Annotated in this window: 16 protein-coding genes; 11 read left to right on the top strand and 5 right to left on the bottom strand. The window is 73.7% G+C overall.

Features of this window, described 5'->3' with window-relative positions; all coding sequences use genetic code 11:
- Positions 1 to 507: 507 nt before the first annotated feature.
- On the bottom strand, positions 508 to 1,737 hold the full coding sequence (locus tag ACWEMJ_RS00490; RefSeq protein ID WP_452134692.1) for an MFS transporter: 1,230 nt from the start codon (positions 1,735 to 1,737) through the stop codon (positions 508 to 510).
- Between the two features lie 263 nt (positions 1,738 to 2,000).
- Here ACWEMJ_RS00490 and ACWEMJ_RS00495 point away from each other — a divergent pair, with 263 nt between their 5' ends.
- Together ACWEMJ_RS00495 and ACWEMJ_RS00500 are read left to right on the top strand one after the other, a co-directional pair.
- The gene (locus tag ACWEMJ_RS00495) at positions 2,001 to 3,209 is read left to right on the top strand and encodes a cytochrome P450 family protein (protein WP_452134843.1); all 1,209 of its coding nucleotides are present in this window, start codon (positions 2,001 to 2,003) and stop codon (positions 3,207 to 3,209) included.
- A gap of 33 nt (positions 3,210 to 3,242) precedes the next feature.
- Entirely contained in the window at positions 3,243 to 4,328 is a 1,086-nt protein-coding gene (locus tag ACWEMJ_RS00500; RefSeq protein ID WP_452134693.1) for a DUF5937 family protein, read from the top strand.
- 579 nt (positions 4,329 to 4,907) lie between these two features.
- Here the strand turns inward: ACWEMJ_RS00500 and ACWEMJ_RS00505 are convergent.
- Complete coding sequence (locus ACWEMJ_RS00505; protein WP_452134694.1) at positions 4,908 to 5,861, bottom strand: TIGR00730 family Rossman fold protein; 954 nt, start codon at positions 5,859 to 5,861, stop codon at positions 4,908 to 4,910.
- Positions 5,862 to 5,915: 54 nt separating this feature from the next.
- On the opposite strand from ACWEMJ_RS00505, the gene ACWEMJ_RS00510 reads away from it, so the two are divergent.
- Together ACWEMJ_RS00510 and ACWEMJ_RS00515 are read left to right on the top strand one after the other, a co-directional pair.
- Complete coding sequence (locus ACWEMJ_RS00510; RefSeq protein WP_452134695.1) at positions 5,916 to 6,503, top strand: TetR/AcrR family transcriptional regulator; 588 nt, start codon at positions 5,916 to 5,918, stop codon at positions 6,501 to 6,503.
- Positions 6,504 to 6,627: 124 nt separating this feature from the next.
- Positions 6,628 to 7,089, top strand: coding sequence for a nucleoside deaminase (locus ACWEMJ_RS00515; RefSeq protein ID WP_452134696.1), 462 nt, complete (start codon positions 6,628 to 6,630; stop codon positions 7,087 to 7,089).
- 86 nt (positions 7,090 to 7,175) lie between these two features.
- On the opposite strand, the gene ACWEMJ_RS00520 is transcribed toward ACWEMJ_RS00515, so the two are convergent.
- The gene (locus ACWEMJ_RS00520; protein WP_452134697.1) at positions 7,176 to 9,479 is read right to left on the bottom strand and encodes a hypothetical protein; all 2,304 of its coding nucleotides are present in this window, start codon (positions 9,477 to 9,479) and stop codon (positions 7,176 to 7,178) included.
- 249 nt (positions 9,480 to 9,728) lie between these two features.
- Positions 9,729 to 11,180, bottom strand: coding sequence for a lipase maturation factor family protein (locus ACWEMJ_RS00525; RefSeq protein WP_452134698.1), 1,452 nt, complete (start codon positions 11,178 to 11,180; stop codon positions 9,729 to 9,731).
- A 231-nt stretch (positions 11,181 to 11,411) separates the two neighbouring features.
- Between ACWEMJ_RS00525 and ACWEMJ_RS00530 the strand changes: the two genes are divergently transcribed.
- The 4 genes from ACWEMJ_RS00530 to ACWEMJ_RS00545 all read left to right on the top strand — a co-directional run bounded on the left by ACWEMJ_RS00530 (position 11,412) and on the right by ACWEMJ_RS00545 (position 15,064).
- Positions 11,412 to 12,428 carry an EamA family transporter gene (locus ACWEMJ_RS00530; RefSeq protein WP_452134699.1) on the top strand — a complete coding sequence of 339 codons (1,017 nt, stop codon included), beginning with the start codon at positions 11,412 to 11,414 and terminating at the stop codon, positions 12,426 to 12,428.
- A gap of 161 nt (positions 12,429 to 12,589) precedes the next feature.
- Positions 12,590 to 13,675: a sugar ABC transporter substrate-binding protein gene (locus tag ACWEMJ_RS00535; protein ID WP_452134700.1), complete on the top strand. Its 1,086-nt coding sequence runs from the start codon at positions 12,590 to 12,592 to the stop codon at positions 13,673 to 13,675.
- 172 nt (positions 13,676 to 13,847) lie between these two features.
- Positions 13,848 to 14,360, top strand: a complete 513-nt coding sequence (locus ACWEMJ_RS00540) for a hypothetical protein (protein ID WP_452134701.1) — start codon at positions 13,848 to 13,850, stop codon at positions 14,358 to 14,360.
- Positions 14,361 to 14,557: 197 nt separating this feature from the next.
- Positions 14,558 to 15,064 (top strand): hypothetical protein, encoded by a 507-nt coding sequence (locus ACWEMJ_RS00545; RefSeq protein ID WP_452134702.1) that lies wholly within the window; start codon positions 14,558 to 14,560, stop codon positions 15,062 to 15,064.
- 112 nt (positions 15,065 to 15,176) lie between these two features.
- On the opposite strand, the gene ACWEMJ_RS00550 is transcribed toward ACWEMJ_RS00545, so the two are convergent.
- On the bottom strand, positions 15,177 to 15,812 hold the full coding sequence (locus ACWEMJ_RS00550; protein ID WP_452134703.1) for a TetR/AcrR family transcriptional regulator: 636 nt from the start codon (positions 15,810 to 15,812) through the stop codon (positions 15,177 to 15,179).
- A 43-nt stretch (positions 15,813 to 15,855) separates the two neighbouring features.
- On the opposite strand from ACWEMJ_RS00550, the gene ACWEMJ_RS00555 reads away from it, so the two are divergent.
- From ACWEMJ_RS00555 to ACWEMJ_RS00565, 3 genes are all read left to right on the top strand, one after another.
- On the top strand, positions 15,856 to 16,182 hold the full coding sequence (locus ACWEMJ_RS00555) for a rhodanese-like domain-containing protein (RefSeq protein ID WP_452134704.1): 327 nt from the start codon (positions 15,856 to 15,858) through the stop codon (positions 16,180 to 16,182).
- 224 nt (positions 16,183 to 16,406) lie between these two features.
- Complete coding sequence (locus ACWEMJ_RS00560) at positions 16,407 to 16,670, top strand: hypothetical protein (protein WP_452134705.1); 264 nt, start codon at positions 16,407 to 16,409, stop codon at positions 16,668 to 16,670.
- Positions 16,642 to 17,169 carry a DUF6879 family protein gene (locus ACWEMJ_RS00565; RefSeq protein ID WP_452134706.1) on the top strand — a complete coding sequence of 176 codons (528 nt, stop codon included), beginning with the start codon at positions 16,642 to 16,644 and terminating at the stop codon, positions 17,167 to 17,169. The genes ACWEMJ_RS00560 and ACWEMJ_RS00565 overlap by 29 nt, the downstream gene beginning before the upstream one ends.
- Positions 17,170 to 17,177: the final 8 nt, after the last annotated feature.

A 17,177-nucleotide genomic window follows, 5' to 3' on the forward strand; every position in this document is an offset into this window, starting at 1 on the left:
GCGGAGACCACTACTGGGGACGAGACCGGACCGAGACCGGTGACGAGCCGAAGGAACCGTCAGAGCCGCAGGTCACCCGGTCGGTTCTGGCCCCCGCCAAGGCGCGGCCGACGGCAGCCGGCGAGGCGATGGCCAGGGACCCACAGCACCGGCACGAAAGCGGAGACCACGCCTGGGGACAAGACCGGACCGAGACCGGTGACGAGCCGAAGGAACCATCAAAGCCACAGGTCACCCAGCCCGTTCTGGCCCCGGCCGAGGCGATGGCCCGAGCCCCTCAACACCGGCACGCGGACGGCGGCGAGGGCGGAGACCACGACCGCGGACAGGACCAGACCGAGACCGGTGACGAGCCGAAGGAACCATCAAAGCCACAGGTCACCCGCTCCGATCCGGCCGACGGCGGCCGGCGAGGCGGTGGCCAGGGCCCCACAGCGCCGGCACGAGGGCGGAGACCACTACTGGGGACGGGACCGGACCGAGGCCGGTGACGAGGCGAAGGAACCATCAAAGCCGTAGGTCACCCGCTCCGATCCGGCCGCCGCCGAGCCGGGCCGAGGCGTGGCCGACGGCGACCGAGGCGCCCAGGGTGGCGGTGGCCAGGGTGCCCCACAGCAAGGGTTGGCCGACGGCGGCGAGGGCGGTGATCACGGCCGGGGAGAGGGCCAGGCCGAGGCCGGTGGAGAGCTGGAGGCGGGCCAGCGCGCGGCCCAGCAGCGGCGCCGGGGCCAGCGCGGTGACCAGGGCGGTGGCGCTGCCCGCGTACAGGATCTCGCCGAGCGTGCAGGGCACCGAGACCAGCGCCACGGCGAGCGGCCCGAACGGGACGGCCGCCAGGAAGCCCAGGTAGCTCGCGGCCAGCACCGCGCCGGACAGCGCCAGCACCGTCCCGCGCGACCAGCGGGCCGCCGCCCAGGCGGTGAGCGGCACCTGGAGGGCGACCACCAGCACCGTGTTGGCCACGAACACCGCCGCCGACCAGGCCGGGGAGGCGTGCAGGACGGTCACCAGGACCAGCGGCAGCGCCACCTCGGGCACGTTCAGGCAGAACACGTACACCACGTTGGCCACCAGCACGGTGCCCAGCGCGGGCCCGGCGCCGTCCGCGCGCTCCGCCCTCCGGGCGGCGGGGGCGGCCGTCACCCGCACCGAGCGGGCCAGCAGCGCCGCGGCCAGGAACCCAGCACCGGAGACCGCCGCGAGGGCCCGCAGCGCCGGTGCGCCGCCGCTCAGGCAGACGGTGGCGAGCAGCGCGCCCACGCCGAGGCCCGCGTTGCGGACGGCCCGGCCGGCGGCGAGCGCGGCGTCCCGCAGGCGGCCCTCGACGAGGGTGGCGACCAGCGCGGCGTGGGCGGCGGGCCAGGCCTGGTTGCCGATGCCGAGGATCAGCGCCGCCAGCGCGAACAGCACGGCGCTCCCGCGCGGCGCGGCCAGCAGCACGGCGACGCCCGCGACCCGCACCAGCATGGACGCCGCCACGGCGGTGCTGCGCGCGCCCCGGTCCAGCCAGCGTCCCAGCGGCGGCATCGCGGCCAGCCCGGCGACGATGCCGACCGTCATCGCCAGGCCGGTGGCGGCCGCGCCCAGGCCCAGCACAGTGATGCCGTACAGCAGCAGGAACGGCCGCAGCAGGCCGGTGCCGAGGGCGTCCACGGCCAGCGCCACCGCGTAGCGCGCCCCGCCGCTCGCCGCCACGAGTTGGCGCGGCGTCGGGCGGGGCATGGTGATCGTCGTCATGGCGCCCACGGTTCTCGTCCGGGCGGCGCGGGTCACGCGAGTTGACGTTCCCCGTCAATCGGGGTGGGCGGGTCGGGCCGGCGGCGCGCGGAGTGCGCCGGGGGCGCGCGGGGGCGTGGGGATGCGCTCTCGACGGGTGGCGGGCGGCGGGCCATTCTCGACCTGGTCACCCCCACCCGCGTGAAGGAGCCCTCGTGGAGCGTCAGTTGGACAACCGGCCGGCCCCGCTGAACCACCCGCTGAAGTGCCCGGTCGACCGGCCGATGCTCGTCCTGGACCCCACCGGGCGGGCCCGTGACGCCGAGAGCGCCGAGCTGATCGAACGCGGCCCCGCCGTCCCCGCCGACCTGCTCGGGGTGCAGGTCTGGGCGGTCTCCGACCCCGACCTGCTGGAGGACCTGCTCAAGGACCCCAGGATCGCCAAGAACGGCCAGCGGCACTGGCCCGACTACGAACCGGTCGCGGCCGGCTGGCCGCTCGCCCTGTGGGTGACGGCCCGCAACATGTTCTCCTCCGACGGCGAGGACCACCGCCGCCTGCGCCGCCTGGTCAGCGCCGCCTTCACGCCCCGCCAGGTCGCCGCCCTCGGCGAGCGCATCGAGGAGATGACGGCCGCGCTGCTCGACACCGTCGCCGCCGCCGGCGCCGACGGAGCGCCGGTCGACCTGCGCGAACACCTGGCCCGCCCGCTGCCGATCCTGGTCATCGCCCACCTGCTGGGCCTGCCCGCCGAACTGCGCGACGGCTTCCGCCACCACGTCGACGGCGTCTTCGACACCACCCTCACGCCGGAGGAGTCCGCCGCCAACAACGTCGCCTTCTACACGCTGATCACCGAGCTGATCGCCGCCAAGCGCGAACACCCCGGCGACGACATGACCTCGCTGCTGATCACCGCCCGCGACACCGAGGGCGACGGCAGCGCCCTCACCGAACAGGAACTCGTCGACACCGTCCTGCTGGTGGTCTCCGCCGGCTACGAGACCACCGTCAACCTGTTCGACAACGCCGTCTCCCTGCTGCTCACCCACCCCGAGCAGCTCGGCCTGGTGCGGGCCGGCAAGGCCGGCTGGGACGACGTGGTGGAGGAGTCGCTGCGCCGCGAGGCGCCCGTGGCGCACCTGCCGCTGCGCTTCGCCCTGGAGGACATCGAGCTGCCCGGCGGGGTCACCGTCCACTGGGGCGAGGCGATCCTGTGCTCCTACGCCGCCGCCGGCCGCCACCCGGCGCGGCACGGCGACAGCGGCGCGGTCTTCGACGTCACCCGCGCGGTCAAGGACCACCTCGCGTTCGGACACGGCCCGCACTTCTGCCTCGGCGCACCGCTCGCCCGCCTGGAGGCCCGCACGGCGCTGCGCGCGCTGTTCGAGCGCTTCCCCCGGCTGGTGCTCGTCCCCGGCGTGGAGCTGGAGCCGGTCGACTCGCTGATCTCCAACGGGCACCGCACCCTGCCCGTCCTGCTGGAGGGCTGAAGCCTTCGGGCGCCGGTCGGGGAGGATGGGCGGGTGACCCTGCGCATCGACCTGACCGGGACGCCGCCCGAGCGGATCCGGTTCGCCGTCTCCCCGCTCGCCGAACTCGCCGCGATGCTGCACGTGTTGGCCGCCCCCGACCACCATCCCCGGTACGCCGGCTGGGCGGCCGGGGTGTGGGCCGAGCTGCCGCCGGAGCTCGCCGACCGGCTGCACGAGGCCGAGTTCCTGTGGCGCTCCTCCCGCGCCGACTTCCTGGTGCCCGCCCGGCCCCGCGCCACCCTGACCGCCGAGCTCGACGACCTCGACCTGATCGACGACGACCGGTACGTCCGGGCCGCGCTGATCACCACCTGCGGCTCCAACCGCCTTACCTTCAGCGGCAGTTCGCCGCTGCGCGACCCGGACGCCCGGGCCGACGCGCTCGACCGCGCGCAGGCCCGCGGCCCGCGCCAGGAGGAGTTCGCCGCCCGCCTGCTGGCCGACCCGGGAGCGGTCCGGGCCCGGGTCCGGGACACCCTGGAGCGGTGCGCGGAGGCCTTCTTCGACGCCGAGTGGCCGACCCTCGCGGCCCGCCTCGGGCAGGACGTCCGGGGCAAGGCCGAACTGGCCCGCCGCCGGGGCCTCGCCGCCGCGCTCGCCGAGGTCTCGTCGGCGATCGCGCTCACCGCCGACGGCGACTGCCTCGTCCTCGACAAGCTCCAGGACAACGCGACCACCGCCGGCCCCGCCGGCGTCACCTTCCTGCCCAGCGCCTTCGGCCACCCCCACCTGGTCGCCGTCCACGCCGCCGGCTGGCAGCCCGTCGTCCAGTACCCGGCGGCCGACGGCGAACGCGACACCACCGTCCCGCTCGACACCCTCCAGCTCCGTCTGGAGGCCCTCGCCCACCCCGTCCGCCTCCGCCTGGTCCGCACCCTGGCCCGCGGCCCGCACACCACCGGCGAACTCGCCCACGCCTGGGACCTCACCCCGCCCGAGGTCTCCCGCCACCTCGCCACCCTCCGCCGCGCCGGCCTCCTCACCGCCCACCGCCACGGCCGCTACGTCCACCACCGACTCAACCTCCCCGCCACCACCGCCCTCGGCACCGACCTGCTCTCCGCGATCCTGCGCTGACGCCGCCTGCCGGGGCCCCAGGCCGGAACAGGAGCGCACACCCAACCGGGCGGCCGCGGGCGCGGCTCGACAGCGCGGGCGAAGCCCTCGGGCATGCCGCCGGGGCCGATGCAGCAGCGCCTGCGCAACGGGACGCCGGGACGACCGTGGGCGCGCGCCTCGTCGATGTGCCCGCAGCCGGGCCGACCCCGGTACCGGCCTGCGCTCGGCCGTCCTGCGCCGAGTTCCGCCTCCCCCACGTACCGGGCCGGATCGGGGCAGGCGGACCGTCGCCATCGGCAGCGGCCACACCCTCGGCCGCTGCCGCGGCACATGCGCAACCGGCGGCGACTGTGGGCGAGCGCCTCAACGGTGTGCGCGAGGACGAGCTTCCCGAACGTGCCACCGGAACCGACCCGCTCGCGGCTGTCCCGCGCCGATTCCCCCGCCCCGCCACCAAACCTCCCAGAGCCGTTGCCGCCGCACGTGCGCCACCGCACTCCCGGGCCGCCGTGGGCGGGAGGCTCGACGGCGCGGGCGAAGGCGAGCTCCTCCGCACCCGCTCGCGGCGATCCTGTGCCGACGCTTCCCTCCCCCCCGCTACCGGGCCAGGTCGAGGCGGGTGACGAGCTCGCGCAGCGCAGGGGCGCAGCGGGCGCTGTCGGTGGCGGTGATCCAGGCGAGTTCTGCGATCTCCGCCCCGGGGGTGGGCGTGCCGGCGGCCGGGCCGGTGTAGCAGCGCATGCGCAGGCGGACGCCCGGGCGGCCGTGGGCGGGGGCCTCGACGGTGTGGGCGAGGGCGAGGTCTTCGGGTGCGCAGGCCAGGCCGAGTTCCTCGCGCAGTTCCCTGGCCAGGGCCTGAGCGGGCGTCTCGCCGGGTTCGAGCTTGCCGCCGGGCAGGTAGAAGGCGTCCTTGCCGTGGGTGCGGACGGCCAGCAGCCGCCCGTCGCGGACGCATATCCAGCCCACCGAGTCCAGCAGCGTCTCCTCGGCCCGCGACTCCCACTTGGGGGTGGGCGGGCTCCACCGGTGCACGGCGTCGAGCAGGGCGTCCGGGTCCGTCGCGGAGATCAGGTCCGCGTGGGCGGGGCGGACGAAGCCGGTGCCGACGAGGTGTTCGGCGAGGTCGGTCAGCGGCTGCCAGAAGCCGGGCGGGCCGAGCAGCGCCACGGGCTTGGTGTGCAGGCCGAGTTGCTGCCACGTCCAGGCCTCGAACAGTTCCTCCAGGGTGCCCGCGCCGCCGGGGAGCGCGACGAACGCGTCCGCCGCGTCGGCCATCGCGGCCTTGCGCCGGTGCATGTCGTCCACCACGTGCAGGCGGGTCAGGCCGCGGTGGGCGATCTCCTTGTCCACCAGCGCCTTCGGCATCACGCCGACGACCTCTCCCCCGGCGGCGAGCGCGGCGTCGGCCAGCGCGCCCATCAGGCCGACCTTGCCTCCTCCGTAGACGATGCCGATGCCCCTGCGGGCCAGCGTGGCGCCCAGTTCGGCGGCCAGGGCGGCGTACTCGGTGCGGTGGCCGGCGGCGGACCCGGCAAAGACTGCGAAGCGCATTCAATCCTCCAAATGCGACGCGACGTCGCGTCGCACTGTGGCAGAGTTCATCACATGACCGCCTCCCGCCACCACACCGACCCCCTGCCGTCCTCCCAGCTCAGGGGCCCGCGCAGCCGCGACCGGGTGCTCGACGCCACCCTCGCCCTGCTCAGCGAGACCGGGTACGCCCGGCTGACCGTCGAAGGCGTGGCCGGCACGTCCGGCGTCCACAAGAGCACGCTGTACCGGTGGTGGCCGGACAAGGCCGCCCTGGTCGCGGACGCCCTCGCCTCCCGGATGGACACCGGCCCCGTCCCGGACACCGGCGACACCCGCGAGGACCTGACCAACTGGCTGCGCGGCACCATCGCCAACTACACCGCCACCCCCGCCGGCGCCACCATGCCCGCCCTGATCGCCGACCTCTCCGGCCGCCCGGGCGCCCTGGAGGCCTTCCGCGCGGCCTTCCTCACCGAGCGCCGCGCCAACTGCGCCGCCGTGGTCCACCGCGGCATCGAACGCGGCGACCTGCCCGCCGACACCGACGTCGAACTGTTCATGGACGCCCTGGCCGGGGCGGTCTTCTACCGCCAACTCGTCACGGGGCTGCCGGTCGACGAACGGCTCCCGGAACGCCTGGTGCGCATCCTCGGCCTCTGAACTCCCGCCTCCTTCCGTCACCTTCAGACCCTTCCGAACACTCGATCGAGCGAACAACGTTCGATCCGCGGTGGGCGCGGGTGCGGGCGGGTAGACCGCTCGCGGACCCGAAAGGAGGTGGCCGATGGACGGCCAGGTGACGGTGGAGCAGGCCCGGGAGTGGCTCACGGTCGCGGTGGCGGAGGCCCGACTCGGCCTGGCCGAGGGCGGCATCCCGATCGGGGCCGCACTCTTCGGCGCGAACGGGGAGTTGCTCGGGCGCGGCCACAACCGTCGCGTCCAGGACGGCGATCCGTCCATGCACGCGGAGACCGCCGCCTTCCGCGCCGCCGGCCGCCTGCGCGACTACCGGGACACGGTGATGGTCACCACCCTGTCCCCGTGCTGGTACTGCTCGGGCCTGGTACGGCAGTTCGGCATCGGCCACGTGGTGATCGGCGAGTCCGTCACGTTCACCGGCGGCCACGATTGGCTCGCCGAGCACGGCACCGGGATCACCCTGCTGGGCGACCCCCAGTGCGTGCGCCTGATGACGGACTTCATCGCCGCCCACCCCGACCTGTGGCAGGAGGACATCGGCGAATGACCCGAGACGCCCCGCCCGGAACGACCGCGCCCGCCGCTGCACGAAATCGCACAACGACGGGCACGGGCCTGTTTTTTGACGCTGCGTCAGCCACGCACGGCAGCCACCGCGGCGCCCAGCGCCTCCTTGATGCGCGGCCCGAGCCGGGCGAACCCGAGCTCCTTCATCGCGGCCCGCAGCAGCTCGTCGTCCGTCCGCTCGGTCCCGTCCGCATCGAACCACGCCACCAGCGCGACCAGTTCCTCGGCGGAGTAGCCCGTAATCGGCTTCCCGGCCACCACCTCCGGCTTCACCGGCTGCCCCCCGCCCGCCGCCACCTCGACCACGGGCACGACCTCGGCCTCGGGGGCGACCTCGACAGCAACCTCGGCGACAGGCTCGGCGGCCGGCTCAGCAGCAACCTCGACGACCGGCTCGGCCTCTGCCTCTGCCTCGACGACAGGCTCAGCCTCGACGACGACCTCGGCCACCGGCTCAGCAGCAGCCTCTGCCACGGGCGCAGCCTCGACGACGACCTCGGCGACGGGCTCGGCCTCTGCCTCGACGACGGGCTCAGCGGCAACCTCGGCGACCGGCTCGACCTCGACGACGGGCTCGACAGTCGGCTCGACGACGACCTCGGCAACGGGCTCGGCGACCGGCTCAGCCTCTACCTCGACGACGGGCGCAACCTCGACAGCAGCTTCGGCCACCGGCTCGGCTTCGACCTCGACGACCGCCTCGGCGGCAACCTCGACGACGGGCTCAGCCTCGGACTCCACGATCGGCTCGGCCTCAACCTCGGCAACCGGCTCGACCTCGGGCTCCACGGCAACCTCGGCCTCAGCGACGGCGGCCTCGGCAACCGGCTCCGGCTCGGCCTCAACCGCCACCTCAGCCGCAGCCTCCTCGACGGCCGCCTCGGGCTCCACGATCGGCTCGGCCTCAACCTCGGCAACCAGTTCGACCTCGGGCTCGACGGCAGCCTCAGCCTCGGCCACCACCTCAGCAGCGGGCTCCTCGGCGACCAGCTCGACCTCGGGCTCCGCAACGACCTCAGCCGCGGGCTCCTCGACGGCCTCCACAGCCGATTCCGGCTCGGCCTCGACCGCCGCCTCGGCAACAGGCTCCTCGGCAGCAACCTCGGCAACCGGCTCAGCCTCGGGCTCAACGGTCGGTTCGGCCTCAGCCACCTCCTCGGCAACCGGCTCCGCGACAGCCTCGGCCTCAACCTCGACCTCAGCGACGGTCTCCACCACCGGCTCCGGCTCGGCCTCGACCGCCACCTCAGCAGCGGGCTCGGCCGGCAGCTCGGCGTCGACCTCAGCCGTCACCTCAGCAGCCGACTCCTCCGCAACAACCTCCACCGGAGCCTCGACCTCGACCTCAGCCTCGTCCTTGGCCTCGATCTCGGCCTCAACCTCAGCAGCCACGTCCTCGACCGCCGCAGTCTCGTCCGTGGCCTGTCGCGGCCCCGCCGCCAGCGCCGCGCGGGCGGCCTGGTGGCGGTCGTAGGCGGCCAGCGCAGCGTCCTTGTCGGCTTGGCGCTCCGTCAGCTCCTCCAGCAGCTCCGTCAGCCCCTGCTCCGCGAGTTCCTGGCGGAGCTGGCGCAGCGCGGAGAGCCGGTACAGCGTGCCCTCGTCGGCGGCCAGGCGGTCGACGAGGTCGGCGAGTTCGCCGAGCGGGAGGGAGTCGAGGGCGCGCTCGGGGAGGAGGCGGGCCAGCGAGCGGACGGCGTCGGCCAGGGATTCGACGACGTTCGCGGTCTCGGTGAGCAGGGCACCGTCCACGGGCACGGACGGCCGCGAGGAGCCGGCGACGTCGGCGGCGAGGGCCAGCCAGTCGCGGTGGGCGGCGGCGGCGGCGATCAGCGCGGTGTGGAGTTCGGCGCGGTTGGGGGTGCGGCTGCCGGTGGTGGCGAGGGCGCGGGCCTGTCCGCGCAGCACGCGGCGGCGGTTCCAGCCGAGCTTGACGCCCTGCTCCTTGCGGTAGGCGCCGGTGCCGGTCGCGGCGGCGAGCTCCTGGAGGTCGTGCTGGTAGGCCTCGGCGCGCAGCGTGGTGCTGGTGGCGTGGACGCGCTGGAGCAGGTCGAGCAGGGTGGTGAGGCCGCCGAGGGTGTCGGGGATGCGCAGGCCGGCCTTGTCGGCGATGGCGTTGGCGGCCTTGCCGACGGCGCGGGTGTCGCGGCTGCGGAGTTCGGCGAGGACGGTGGACGCGGCGCGGGCGTCCTCGGGGCCGGTGAGCGTCTCGGCGGCTTCCAGCCAGGGGTTGGTCTCGTGGTTGAGCGTGAAGCCGCCCTGGTCGGCGAACCGGCCGAGCTCCTCACGGGTGCTCTGGCGGGTCTCGCCGTCCGTCGCGGACGCGGTCTCGGACGCGGCGTCGTCGGCGTCGTTCAGGGTGCGCACTGTCATGTGAAGTCCGGTTCGTGGCGTGTCGTTCGGCGGGCAGGGGGTGCGGGCGGGGTGGTTGCGGCGGCGGTGGCGTCGCGGGAGGCCAGAATACGGGTGCGCGTTCGACGCTTGCACGCACCTGACCCCGCGAATTGCCGGGCCGCGCTGGACCGGTGGCGTCGGGCGCGGGCCCGGTCGCGTGGTCCGTACGGTAGGGAGCGGCACCGACAGTACGCCTTTCCCGGGGTGGCGGGCGGGAGTTGGGTCGGATCACCGGTGGGCCCCGGGGGTGAGGTGGTGCAGTTCGGCGAGGCCGACGGGGTGCTGGTAGTCACGCAGGGGGGTGCGGTGCCACCAGGCGCCGGTGTCGCGCAGTTCGGGTCCGGTGGTGAAGCGGTAGCGGTAGAGGCGGGCGCGGACGAGGGCGGGCGGGGTGTCCGGGAACGGGTTGTGGCGCAGCAGTCGGAGGGTGTCGGGGTCGTTGACGAGGAGGCGGGCGAGCAGCGGAAGGAACCAGGCGCGGGCGTAGGAGGGGGAGATCGCGGCGAACCACATCAGCCAGTCGAGGCGCAGGTGGTAGGGGGCGAACTGCCGTGGCAGCCGCCGCGGTTCGCCCGGCTTGCCGTGGAATCCGTACTCCTGCCAGCCGCCCGCCCCGTCGGCGTCGCGGGTGCCTTCGAGGACGATCTCGTGGCGCACCCGGTTGACGGAGCCGAACGCGCCGTAGGTGTTGACGAGGTGCAGCGGGTCGTAGGAGCGGTTCATCTGCTGCTGCGGGGAGAGCAGGTTGCGGGCGGGCCGCCAGGAGCGGATCAGCACGAGCAGGGCGTAGGCGGCCACCAGCGCCTGGTACCACGCGGGTTGGGCCGGGTAGTGCGGGTCGGGGGCGATCGGCAGGGCCCGGCGCAGGGTGCCGGTGTCGAGGGCGCCGAGGGCGAGGGCGATGGTGAGCCAGTTCAGCCAGGCGAAGTTGCCGGAGGCGATCAGCCACAGCTGGGTGGCGATCATCAGCAGGGCGGCGTCGGAGGCGATCGGCTGCGGGAGGAACAGGCCGAAGGGGACGACGAGTTGGACGAAGTGGTTGGCCGCCGCCTCGGCCCTGTGCAGCGGCCGGGGCAGGTGGTGGAAGAACCAGCTGAGCGGGCCGGGCATGGGCTGCGTCTCGTGGTGGTGGTAGAGGCAGGTGAGCTTGCGCCAGCACGCGTCGCCGCGCCATTTGATCAGTCCGGCGCCGAACTCGACGCGGAACAGCAGCCAGCGCAGCAGCCACATGCCGAGGACGGGCGGGGCGGTGTCGGCGTTGCCGAGCAGGACGGCGAGCGCGCCGGCTTCCAGCAGCAGTGATTCCCACCCGAAGGCGTACCAGGTCTGGCCGACGTTGACGATCGACAGGTAGAGCGCCCAGGTGAGCGCCCACATCGCCATCGCGACGCCCAGCGGCACCAGGTCGGCCAGGCCCGCGAGCAGTGCGGCGGCGAGCAGCGCGCCGGTGCGGGCGACGTTGGCGTAGAAGCGGTCGCTGTAGTGCCAGTGGAACAGGCTGGGGGCGTGCCGGGGCGGTACGCGGGCGAGGAAGCGCGGGATCGGGAGCAGGCCGCGGCTGCCGAGCAGGGCGCGGAACTGCCGTGCGGCGGCGAGGAATCCGCACAGGTAGACGAGGGCGAGCAGGCGCAGGAAGAGCTCGCGGGCGAGTCGGTACTCGGGGGCGGCGAACCATGCCATCCGGCCGCTCCTCGGGTCGGCTGCGTTCGGCCGCCCCCATGCCTACCACCTGCGGCGGATCCGGGTGGGCCGTTGGGGGTGCGGTGGTGCGCCGGTTCATCCGGTCGGCCCTGCCCGGCGTGCGCGCTGCGGCCTCTGCCGGTATCGGCTGCTGAAACCCCCTGCCGGGCGCGGCCGGAGTGTGGTGTCATTCCGCCGGACCCCCGTCAGGAGCAAGAGAAGGAGACGCACATGTCCGCGACCTCTCCGCAGCCCGCCGCCGACCCCGACTGTTCACCCGCCGCCGGCTCCCCCGGCCCGAACGCCGGGCCCGGCCGCGGCTCCACGCCCGGCCCGAACGCCGAACCCGCCGGCTCCGGCGGCCCCGCCGGGCTGGGCGCGGCGGTCTGGGCGGCGCTCGGCATCGTGTACGTGGTGTGGGGATCGACCTATCTGGCGATCCGGGTGGTGGTGGAGACCATGCCGCCGCTGCTGTCCGGTGCGCTGCGGTTCGCCGCGGCCGGGGTGCTGCTGGCGGCGGGGCTGGCGGCCCGCCGCGGGCCCCGGACGCTGCGGGTGACGTGGCCTCAGCTCGGCTCCGCCGCACTGGTGGGCGTGCTGCTGCTGGTCGGCGGCAACGGCCTGGTGGTGCTGGCGGAGCGCACCGTCCCGTCGGGGCTTGCGGCGCTGATGGTGGCGAGCGTGCCGCTGTGGGTGGTGGTGCTGCGCCGGGCGTTCGGCACCCGGACCGGCCCGGCGACGCTGGCGGGCGTGCTGGTCGGTCTGGCGGGTCTGGCGGTGCTGACCGTGCCGGGCCTGACCGGCACGGTGGGGCTGTCGGGGCTGCTGCTGGTGGTGGCCGCCGCGCTGGTGTGGGCGCTCGGCTCGGTGCTGGCGGGCCGGCTGCCGATGCCGGCCGACCCGTTCGTGGCGAGCGTGTACGAGATGCTGGCGGGCGCGGCGGGCGCGCTCGCGCTGTCGTTCCTGCGGGGCGAGCCGGGCGGGTTCGATCCGGCGGCGGTGTCCACGGCGTCCTGGCTGGGCCTGGGGTACCTGGTGCTGTTCGGCTCGATCGTCGCGTTCACGTCTTATGCCTGGCTGTTGCAGCGCGCGCCGCTGCCGCTGGTCGCCACCTACGCGTACGTCAACCCGGTGGTGGCCGTGTTCCTAGGTTGGCTGTTCCTGTCCGAGGCCCTGACCTGGCCGATCCTGCTCGGCGGCGCGATAGTGGTCGGCGGCGTGTTCCTGGTGGCCCGCAACGAACGCTGAACACCACCGGGGCGCAGCTTTCCCTTTGCCTTCAAGAAGGTAACGACTTGGCCCTGCCCCCCTGACCGATGATTTACTTCTTGACGGCAAATGATGGGTGGGCTTGACTCCCCTTCACCTCGCCGCAGGGACGCGGCGCTGTCAGGGAGGCACCACCCACCATGAATTCGACGACGCGTCGACTCGTCATCGGCACGGCCACCGTGTCGATGGCGCTGTCGCTCGCCGCCTGCGGGAGCGGCAAGAACCCCTCCTCGGGCAACCAGGCGATCGGGCTGCTGCTGCCCGAGCGGGCCTCCTCCACCCGGTACGAGGCCTTCGACAAGCCGCTGATCGAGACCGCCGTCAGCGGCCTGTGCACCAAGTGCACCGTCGACTACGCCAACGCCGACGGCGACGAGCAGGCCCAGAAGCAGCAGTTCGACGCGCTGCTCGCGCGCGGCGTCAAGGTCATCCTGCTCGACCCGGTGAACGCCGCCGTCACCGCGCCGTGGGTGGACGAGGCCGCCAAGAAGGGCACCAAGGTCATCGCGTACGACCGGCTGGCCGCCGGCAACGTCGCCGCGTACATATCCTTCGACAACCAGCGCACCGGCGAACTCCAGGGCCGGGCCCTGCTGGACGCGCTGGGCGGCAAGGCGTCCTCCGCCGAGATCGTGATGATCAACGGTGCGGAGACCGACCCCAACGCGGCCGACTTCAAGGCCGGCGCGCACCGCGCGCTGGACGGCAAGGTCAAGCGGATCGCCTACGAGCAGTCCGGCGAGTGGAAGCCCGAGGTGGCCGCCGCCAAGATCAACGAGGCGATGAACAAGCTCGGCAAGAACGGCTTCCAGGCCGTCTACTCCGCCAACGACGGCATGGCCGGCGCGATCATCGACGAGCTCCGCAAGGCCGGCCGCACCGACGTCCCGATCGGCGGGCAGGACGCCTCGCTGGAGGCCGTCCGCCGCATCCTGGCCGGCGAGCAGGCCTACACCATCTACAAGCCGTACCAGCCGGAGGCCGAGGCCGCCGCCAACATGGCGGTCTACCTGGTCAAGGGCATCGACATCACCTCGGTCGCGGCCGCCACCACCGAGTCGGGCGGCAACCAGATCCCGTCCATGCTGCTCAGCCCCGTGGTCGTCACCAAGGCCAAGGTCGCCGAGACCATCGTCGCGGCCGGCCTGTACAAGGCCGAGGAGATCTGCACCCCGCAGTACGCGCAGGCCTGCCGGGCCGCGAACATCCCCGGCAACTACTGACCGGGACGGGCCGCGCGACCCCTGGTGCGGAGGGTGTCGCGCGGTCCGCTCCGCAGGCTTTCCGGCGGGTGGCGGGCAGGTCACGAGACGGTGGCGAACCGGCGGCCCGGTACCCAAGCATCCGCTTCCCGTGGTCCACTGGGCACCTTGCCGAGCGAGGGGAGCGTGCGACATGATTCTGGACCTTGACCTGCAGACCGACTACTTCCGGGCCTCCGACGACACGGCCGTGCGGACGGTGCTGGCCGACAAGGCGGGCAAGCCCGCCGAGGCGTTCGAATCCGTGCGGGCCAGGCGGATCGACCCGACCACCGTGCTGCGCCGCCTGGTGGCGGCCATCGAGATGAAGGAGTACGAGGCCGGCGGCGCGCCCGACCGCGGCGTGTGGCCGACCGGACCGCAGCCTTGGGTGACGGACGGCGAGGGCGCCGAGACCACCGAGGTCGACCGCGAGGACCCGTGGATGACCGGCCCCTGGGTGGTCGAACTCCCCGACGAGACCCGCGACATCCTCGCCACCATCGAACGCAAGCGGCTGCCCGAACTCGCCGCCCGCTGGGCCCGCGCCGAGGAGCTCCGCCCGCTTCCGGCCGCCGAACTCGTCCAACTGATCCACCGCCTGGGCGTGCTGGCCCGCCGCGCCCAGAAGGCCGAGCAGCACCTGTACTGCTGCCTCTCCGGCTGACCGGCCGCCCGACCTCGATTTCTTCCGCCCGCCGAGCGCCGCCGCCGCCCGCACCACCCCCGGCGGCGGCCCCGGTTTGCCCGGGCCGACAGGTGGCGATCCGGGTCCTGACGGCCCGTTGTCCCGGACAGGCGCGGAGCGCGGGGGCCCCTCCTCTTTTGGTGGTGCCGGACGCGCACGACCTTCATGATGATCAGATGACTCAGGCCGTGATCGACAGTCTGCGACAGTCCGGATCCGACACCGGCCATGCCGAGTTCGCCGAACGCATGGTGCGGGCTCTGAGCGACGGCCTGTCTGCTCTGGAAGCACTTCCGCGGGACGACGAGTTCTGGCGTGGCTGGGCGAACGACCGCGCGACGATCCACAAGCTGGACAGCTACGCCCGCGCACAGTCGGACCGCGACCCTGCCGACCGGGTGGCTCGTTGGGCCGGGGTGGCGCTGGCGCTGGCCGGCGGGACCAACGACGGAGGCCTCTCGCTGCTGGGGCCGGAGATCGCCGCTGATCCGGCGGTCGTTGCGGATGCCCTCGTGATCGCGGACTGGGTTGCTCGGGGGATCGGATTCGATCTCACCCGCGACCTGCGAGCGGTGTTCGAGTGGGCCGATCGCCAGGCGTTGGAGGATCTGGCGCGAACCGACGACGGGCAGGCGGCACGGACCGCGCTGCACGTCCTGGACGGGGGCTCCTTCTCCGCCTGAGACACCGCCGGCGGTGGATGCGGTGTTCACGATCCGGTGCCCCGGGAGCGGTACGACTGGGCACCGGCCTGGATGGGCGTGCAGCCGAAGGCGATCCGGGCATGAGCGGCGGTCAGGGCGTCGCGGCGAACGCGGCGCGGACCAGCCGACCCGCCCCCTCGCGCAGCCGGCGCTCGCCGAGCTCCGGCAGGAGCGCCGTGACGTGCTCGGCGGCGAGCGGCGCCAGCAGGGCGTGCGCGGCGTGCTCCGGGTCCGGGGTGCCGGCCAGCAGCACCGTCAGGTGGCGGTGCCAGAACCGGTACGCGCCGATCCGGTAGCGGGCGCCCGGCGCGGCGGTCTCCGACATCCGCACCAGCGCCAGGTGCGGCAGCAGGTAGTCCAGGTAGGCCCCGACGAACGCGACCGCCCGTTCCTGCGCCGCCGCGCCCGGGCCGAGCGGCGGCGGCCCGGACAGCACCGCCTCCTGCAACTCCCGCTCGCGCGCGTCCAGCAGCGCCACCGCCAGCCCCGACTTGTCGCCGAAGCGCCGGAACAGCGTCCCCTTGCCGACCCCGGCCGCCGTCGCCACCTGGTCCATCGAGACCGCCTCCACCCCGTGCTCGGCGAACAGCCGGGCGGCGGCGGCGAGCACGGCGGCCCGGTTGCGGGCGGCGTCGGCGCGCTCCTTGGGCGGCGCGCTCCGGAGCAGTTCCAACTCCTGCGGGACCCTTGCCGAACCGGACTGCGGTCCGCTAACGTTTCTATCCATAAGAGGACTGTAGTCCGATTTCCTTCCGGATTGGAGAGGTGCCATGACCGCTCTCATCACCCGCGCCGAGCTCTCGGCCGCGATCGACGCCGGCGCCGTCACCGTCGTCGACACCCTGGCCGGCGAGTACTACGCCCAGCAGCACCTGCCCGGCGCGCTCGCCCTGCACCCGTCCGAGGTCGACACCCTCGCCGCCACCCTGCTCCCCGACCGCACCGCCGCCATCGTCACCTACTGCTCCAACCCCGCCTGCGCCAACAGCGGCCAGGTCGCCGACCGCCTCACCGCCCTCGGCTACACCGACGTCCGCAAGTACCGCGAGGGCATCCAGGACTGGACCGAGGCCGGCCTCCCCGTCGAATCCTCCTGACGCCCTCGCCCCCGGAGTCGTGCGGCCGGCCGTGCGACTCCGGGCCTCCGCTCGCGCCATCCGCCGGCCGAGCCGGCGCGGCGGCGCCACAGGGCATCGGGCTGCCTGTCCACTCGAATGCCACCGCATCGGCGGTCCGCCCCCCGTAGCATTCTTGACGACACGTCAGCTGAGCGAGGGTGGTCGTGCGAGTACGTGTGGCCGCCTCGGCACAGGAGGGCACCATGGAGCTTCGCTTCGTCGGAATCGACCCCGAGACGCAGGGCGGCGGATCACCGACCATTTGGCTGGACGAGGAGAACCGCGAGATCGTGATCCAAGGCTGGAGGGCCGACGACGGACTCAACGCCTCCATCAGTAAGACCAGTTGGGCTCCCGGTCATGACGCAGGGATTCCCGATCACGAGGTGGTGAACCGCATCCCGGCCCGTATGGTGCCGCTCCTGAGGAAGGCGTGCGATGACGCAGAACGTGCCGGACTTCTCTGAACTCCTGCGCGGCGCCCGGCATTCGGCGGTTCACCTGGAGATGCGCGACGTCTACGGCGTCGGGGACGAAACCGCCGACTTCGAGGAGTTCAAGCGCACCGGCATCCATCCCGACGCGAACCCTGACACGACCGAGTGGGGCGGCTGGGTGCCGCTGGTTCGGGAGACCGTCGGTCGGGGCGTCGTCATGCGGCGGGCCCGGATCGTGTCCGAGCCGGTCACCGACTACATCCGGTTCGAACACGCCGGCACAGTGGTGAACCTCGCTGCCGGAGAACTCGTCCGGTGGTTGCCGCGCAGCCGGGCATCCGAAATCGCCCTGCCCGGCAACGACTTCTGGTTGATCGACAACCGGCTCGTTCTGTTCCACTGGTTCACCGGCGACGGCGACTGGGCAGGCCACGTCTTCACCGAGGACGAGGCAGTGGTGCGGTTGTGTTCCTACGCTTTCCAGACGGTATGGGAACGCGGCGTCCCGCACGACGAGTTCACTCTCTGACCCCGACT

The organism is Kitasatospora sp. NPDC004531, assembly GCF_053602195.1.

Excerpts from the sequence above, each read along its gene's own strand:
- ACWEMJ_RS00490 (WP_452134692.1), bottom strand. The coding sequence starts at position 1,737 with ATGACGACGATCACCATGCCCCGCCCGACGCCGCGCCAACTCGTGGCG.
- ACWEMJ_RS00495 (WP_452134843.1), top strand. The coding sequence starts at position 2,001 with ATGCTCGTCCTGGACCCCACCGGGCGGGCCCGTGACGCCGAGAGCGCC.
- ACWEMJ_RS00505 (WP_452134694.1), bottom strand. The coding sequence starts at position 5,861 with ATGCGCTTCGCAGTCTTTGCCGGGTCCGCCGCCGGCCACCGCACCGAG.
- ACWEMJ_RS00510 (WP_452134695.1), top strand. The coding sequence starts at position 5,916 with ATGACCGCCTCCCGCCACCACACCGACCCCCTGCCGTCCTCCCAGCTC.
- ACWEMJ_RS00515 (WP_452134696.1), top strand. The coding sequence starts at position 6,628 with ATGGACGGCCAGGTGACGGTGGAGCAGGCCCGGGAGTGGCTCACGGTC.
- ACWEMJ_RS00520 (WP_452134697.1), bottom strand. The coding sequence starts at position 9,479 with ATGACAGTGCGCACCCTGAACGACGCCGACGACGCCGCGTCCGAGACC.
- ACWEMJ_RS00525 (WP_452134698.1), bottom strand. The coding sequence starts at position 11,180 with ATGGCATGGTTCGCCGCCCCCGAGTACCGACTCGCCCGCGAGCTCTTC.
- ACWEMJ_RS00530 (WP_452134699.1), top strand. The coding sequence starts at position 11,412 with ATGTCCGCGACCTCTCCGCAGCCCGCCGCCGACCCCGACTGTTCACCC.
- ACWEMJ_RS00535 (WP_452134700.1), top strand. The coding sequence starts at position 12,590 with ATGAATTCGACGACGCGTCGACTCGTCATCGGCACGGCCACCGTGTCG.
- ACWEMJ_RS00540 (WP_452134701.1), top strand. The coding sequence starts at position 13,848 with ATGATTCTGGACCTTGACCTGCAGACCGACTACTTCCGGGCCTCCGAC.
- ACWEMJ_RS00545 (WP_452134702.1), top strand. The coding sequence starts at position 14,558 with ATGACTCAGGCCGTGATCGACAGTCTGCGACAGTCCGGATCCGACACC.
- ACWEMJ_RS00550 (WP_452134703.1), bottom strand. The coding sequence starts at position 15,812 with ATGGATAGAAACGTTAGCGGACCGCAGTCCGGTTCGGCAAGGGTCCCG.
- ACWEMJ_RS00555 (WP_452134704.1), top strand. The coding sequence starts at position 15,856 with ATGACCGCTCTCATCACCCGCGCCGAGCTCTCGGCCGCGATCGACGCC.
- ACWEMJ_RS00560 (WP_452134705.1), top strand. The coding sequence starts at position 16,407 with ATGGAGCTTCGCTTCGTCGGAATCGACCCCGAGACGCAGGGCGGCGGA.
- ACWEMJ_RS00565 (WP_452134706.1), top strand. The coding sequence starts at position 16,642 with ATGACGCAGAACGTGCCGGACTTCTCTGAACTCCTGCGCGGCGCCCGG.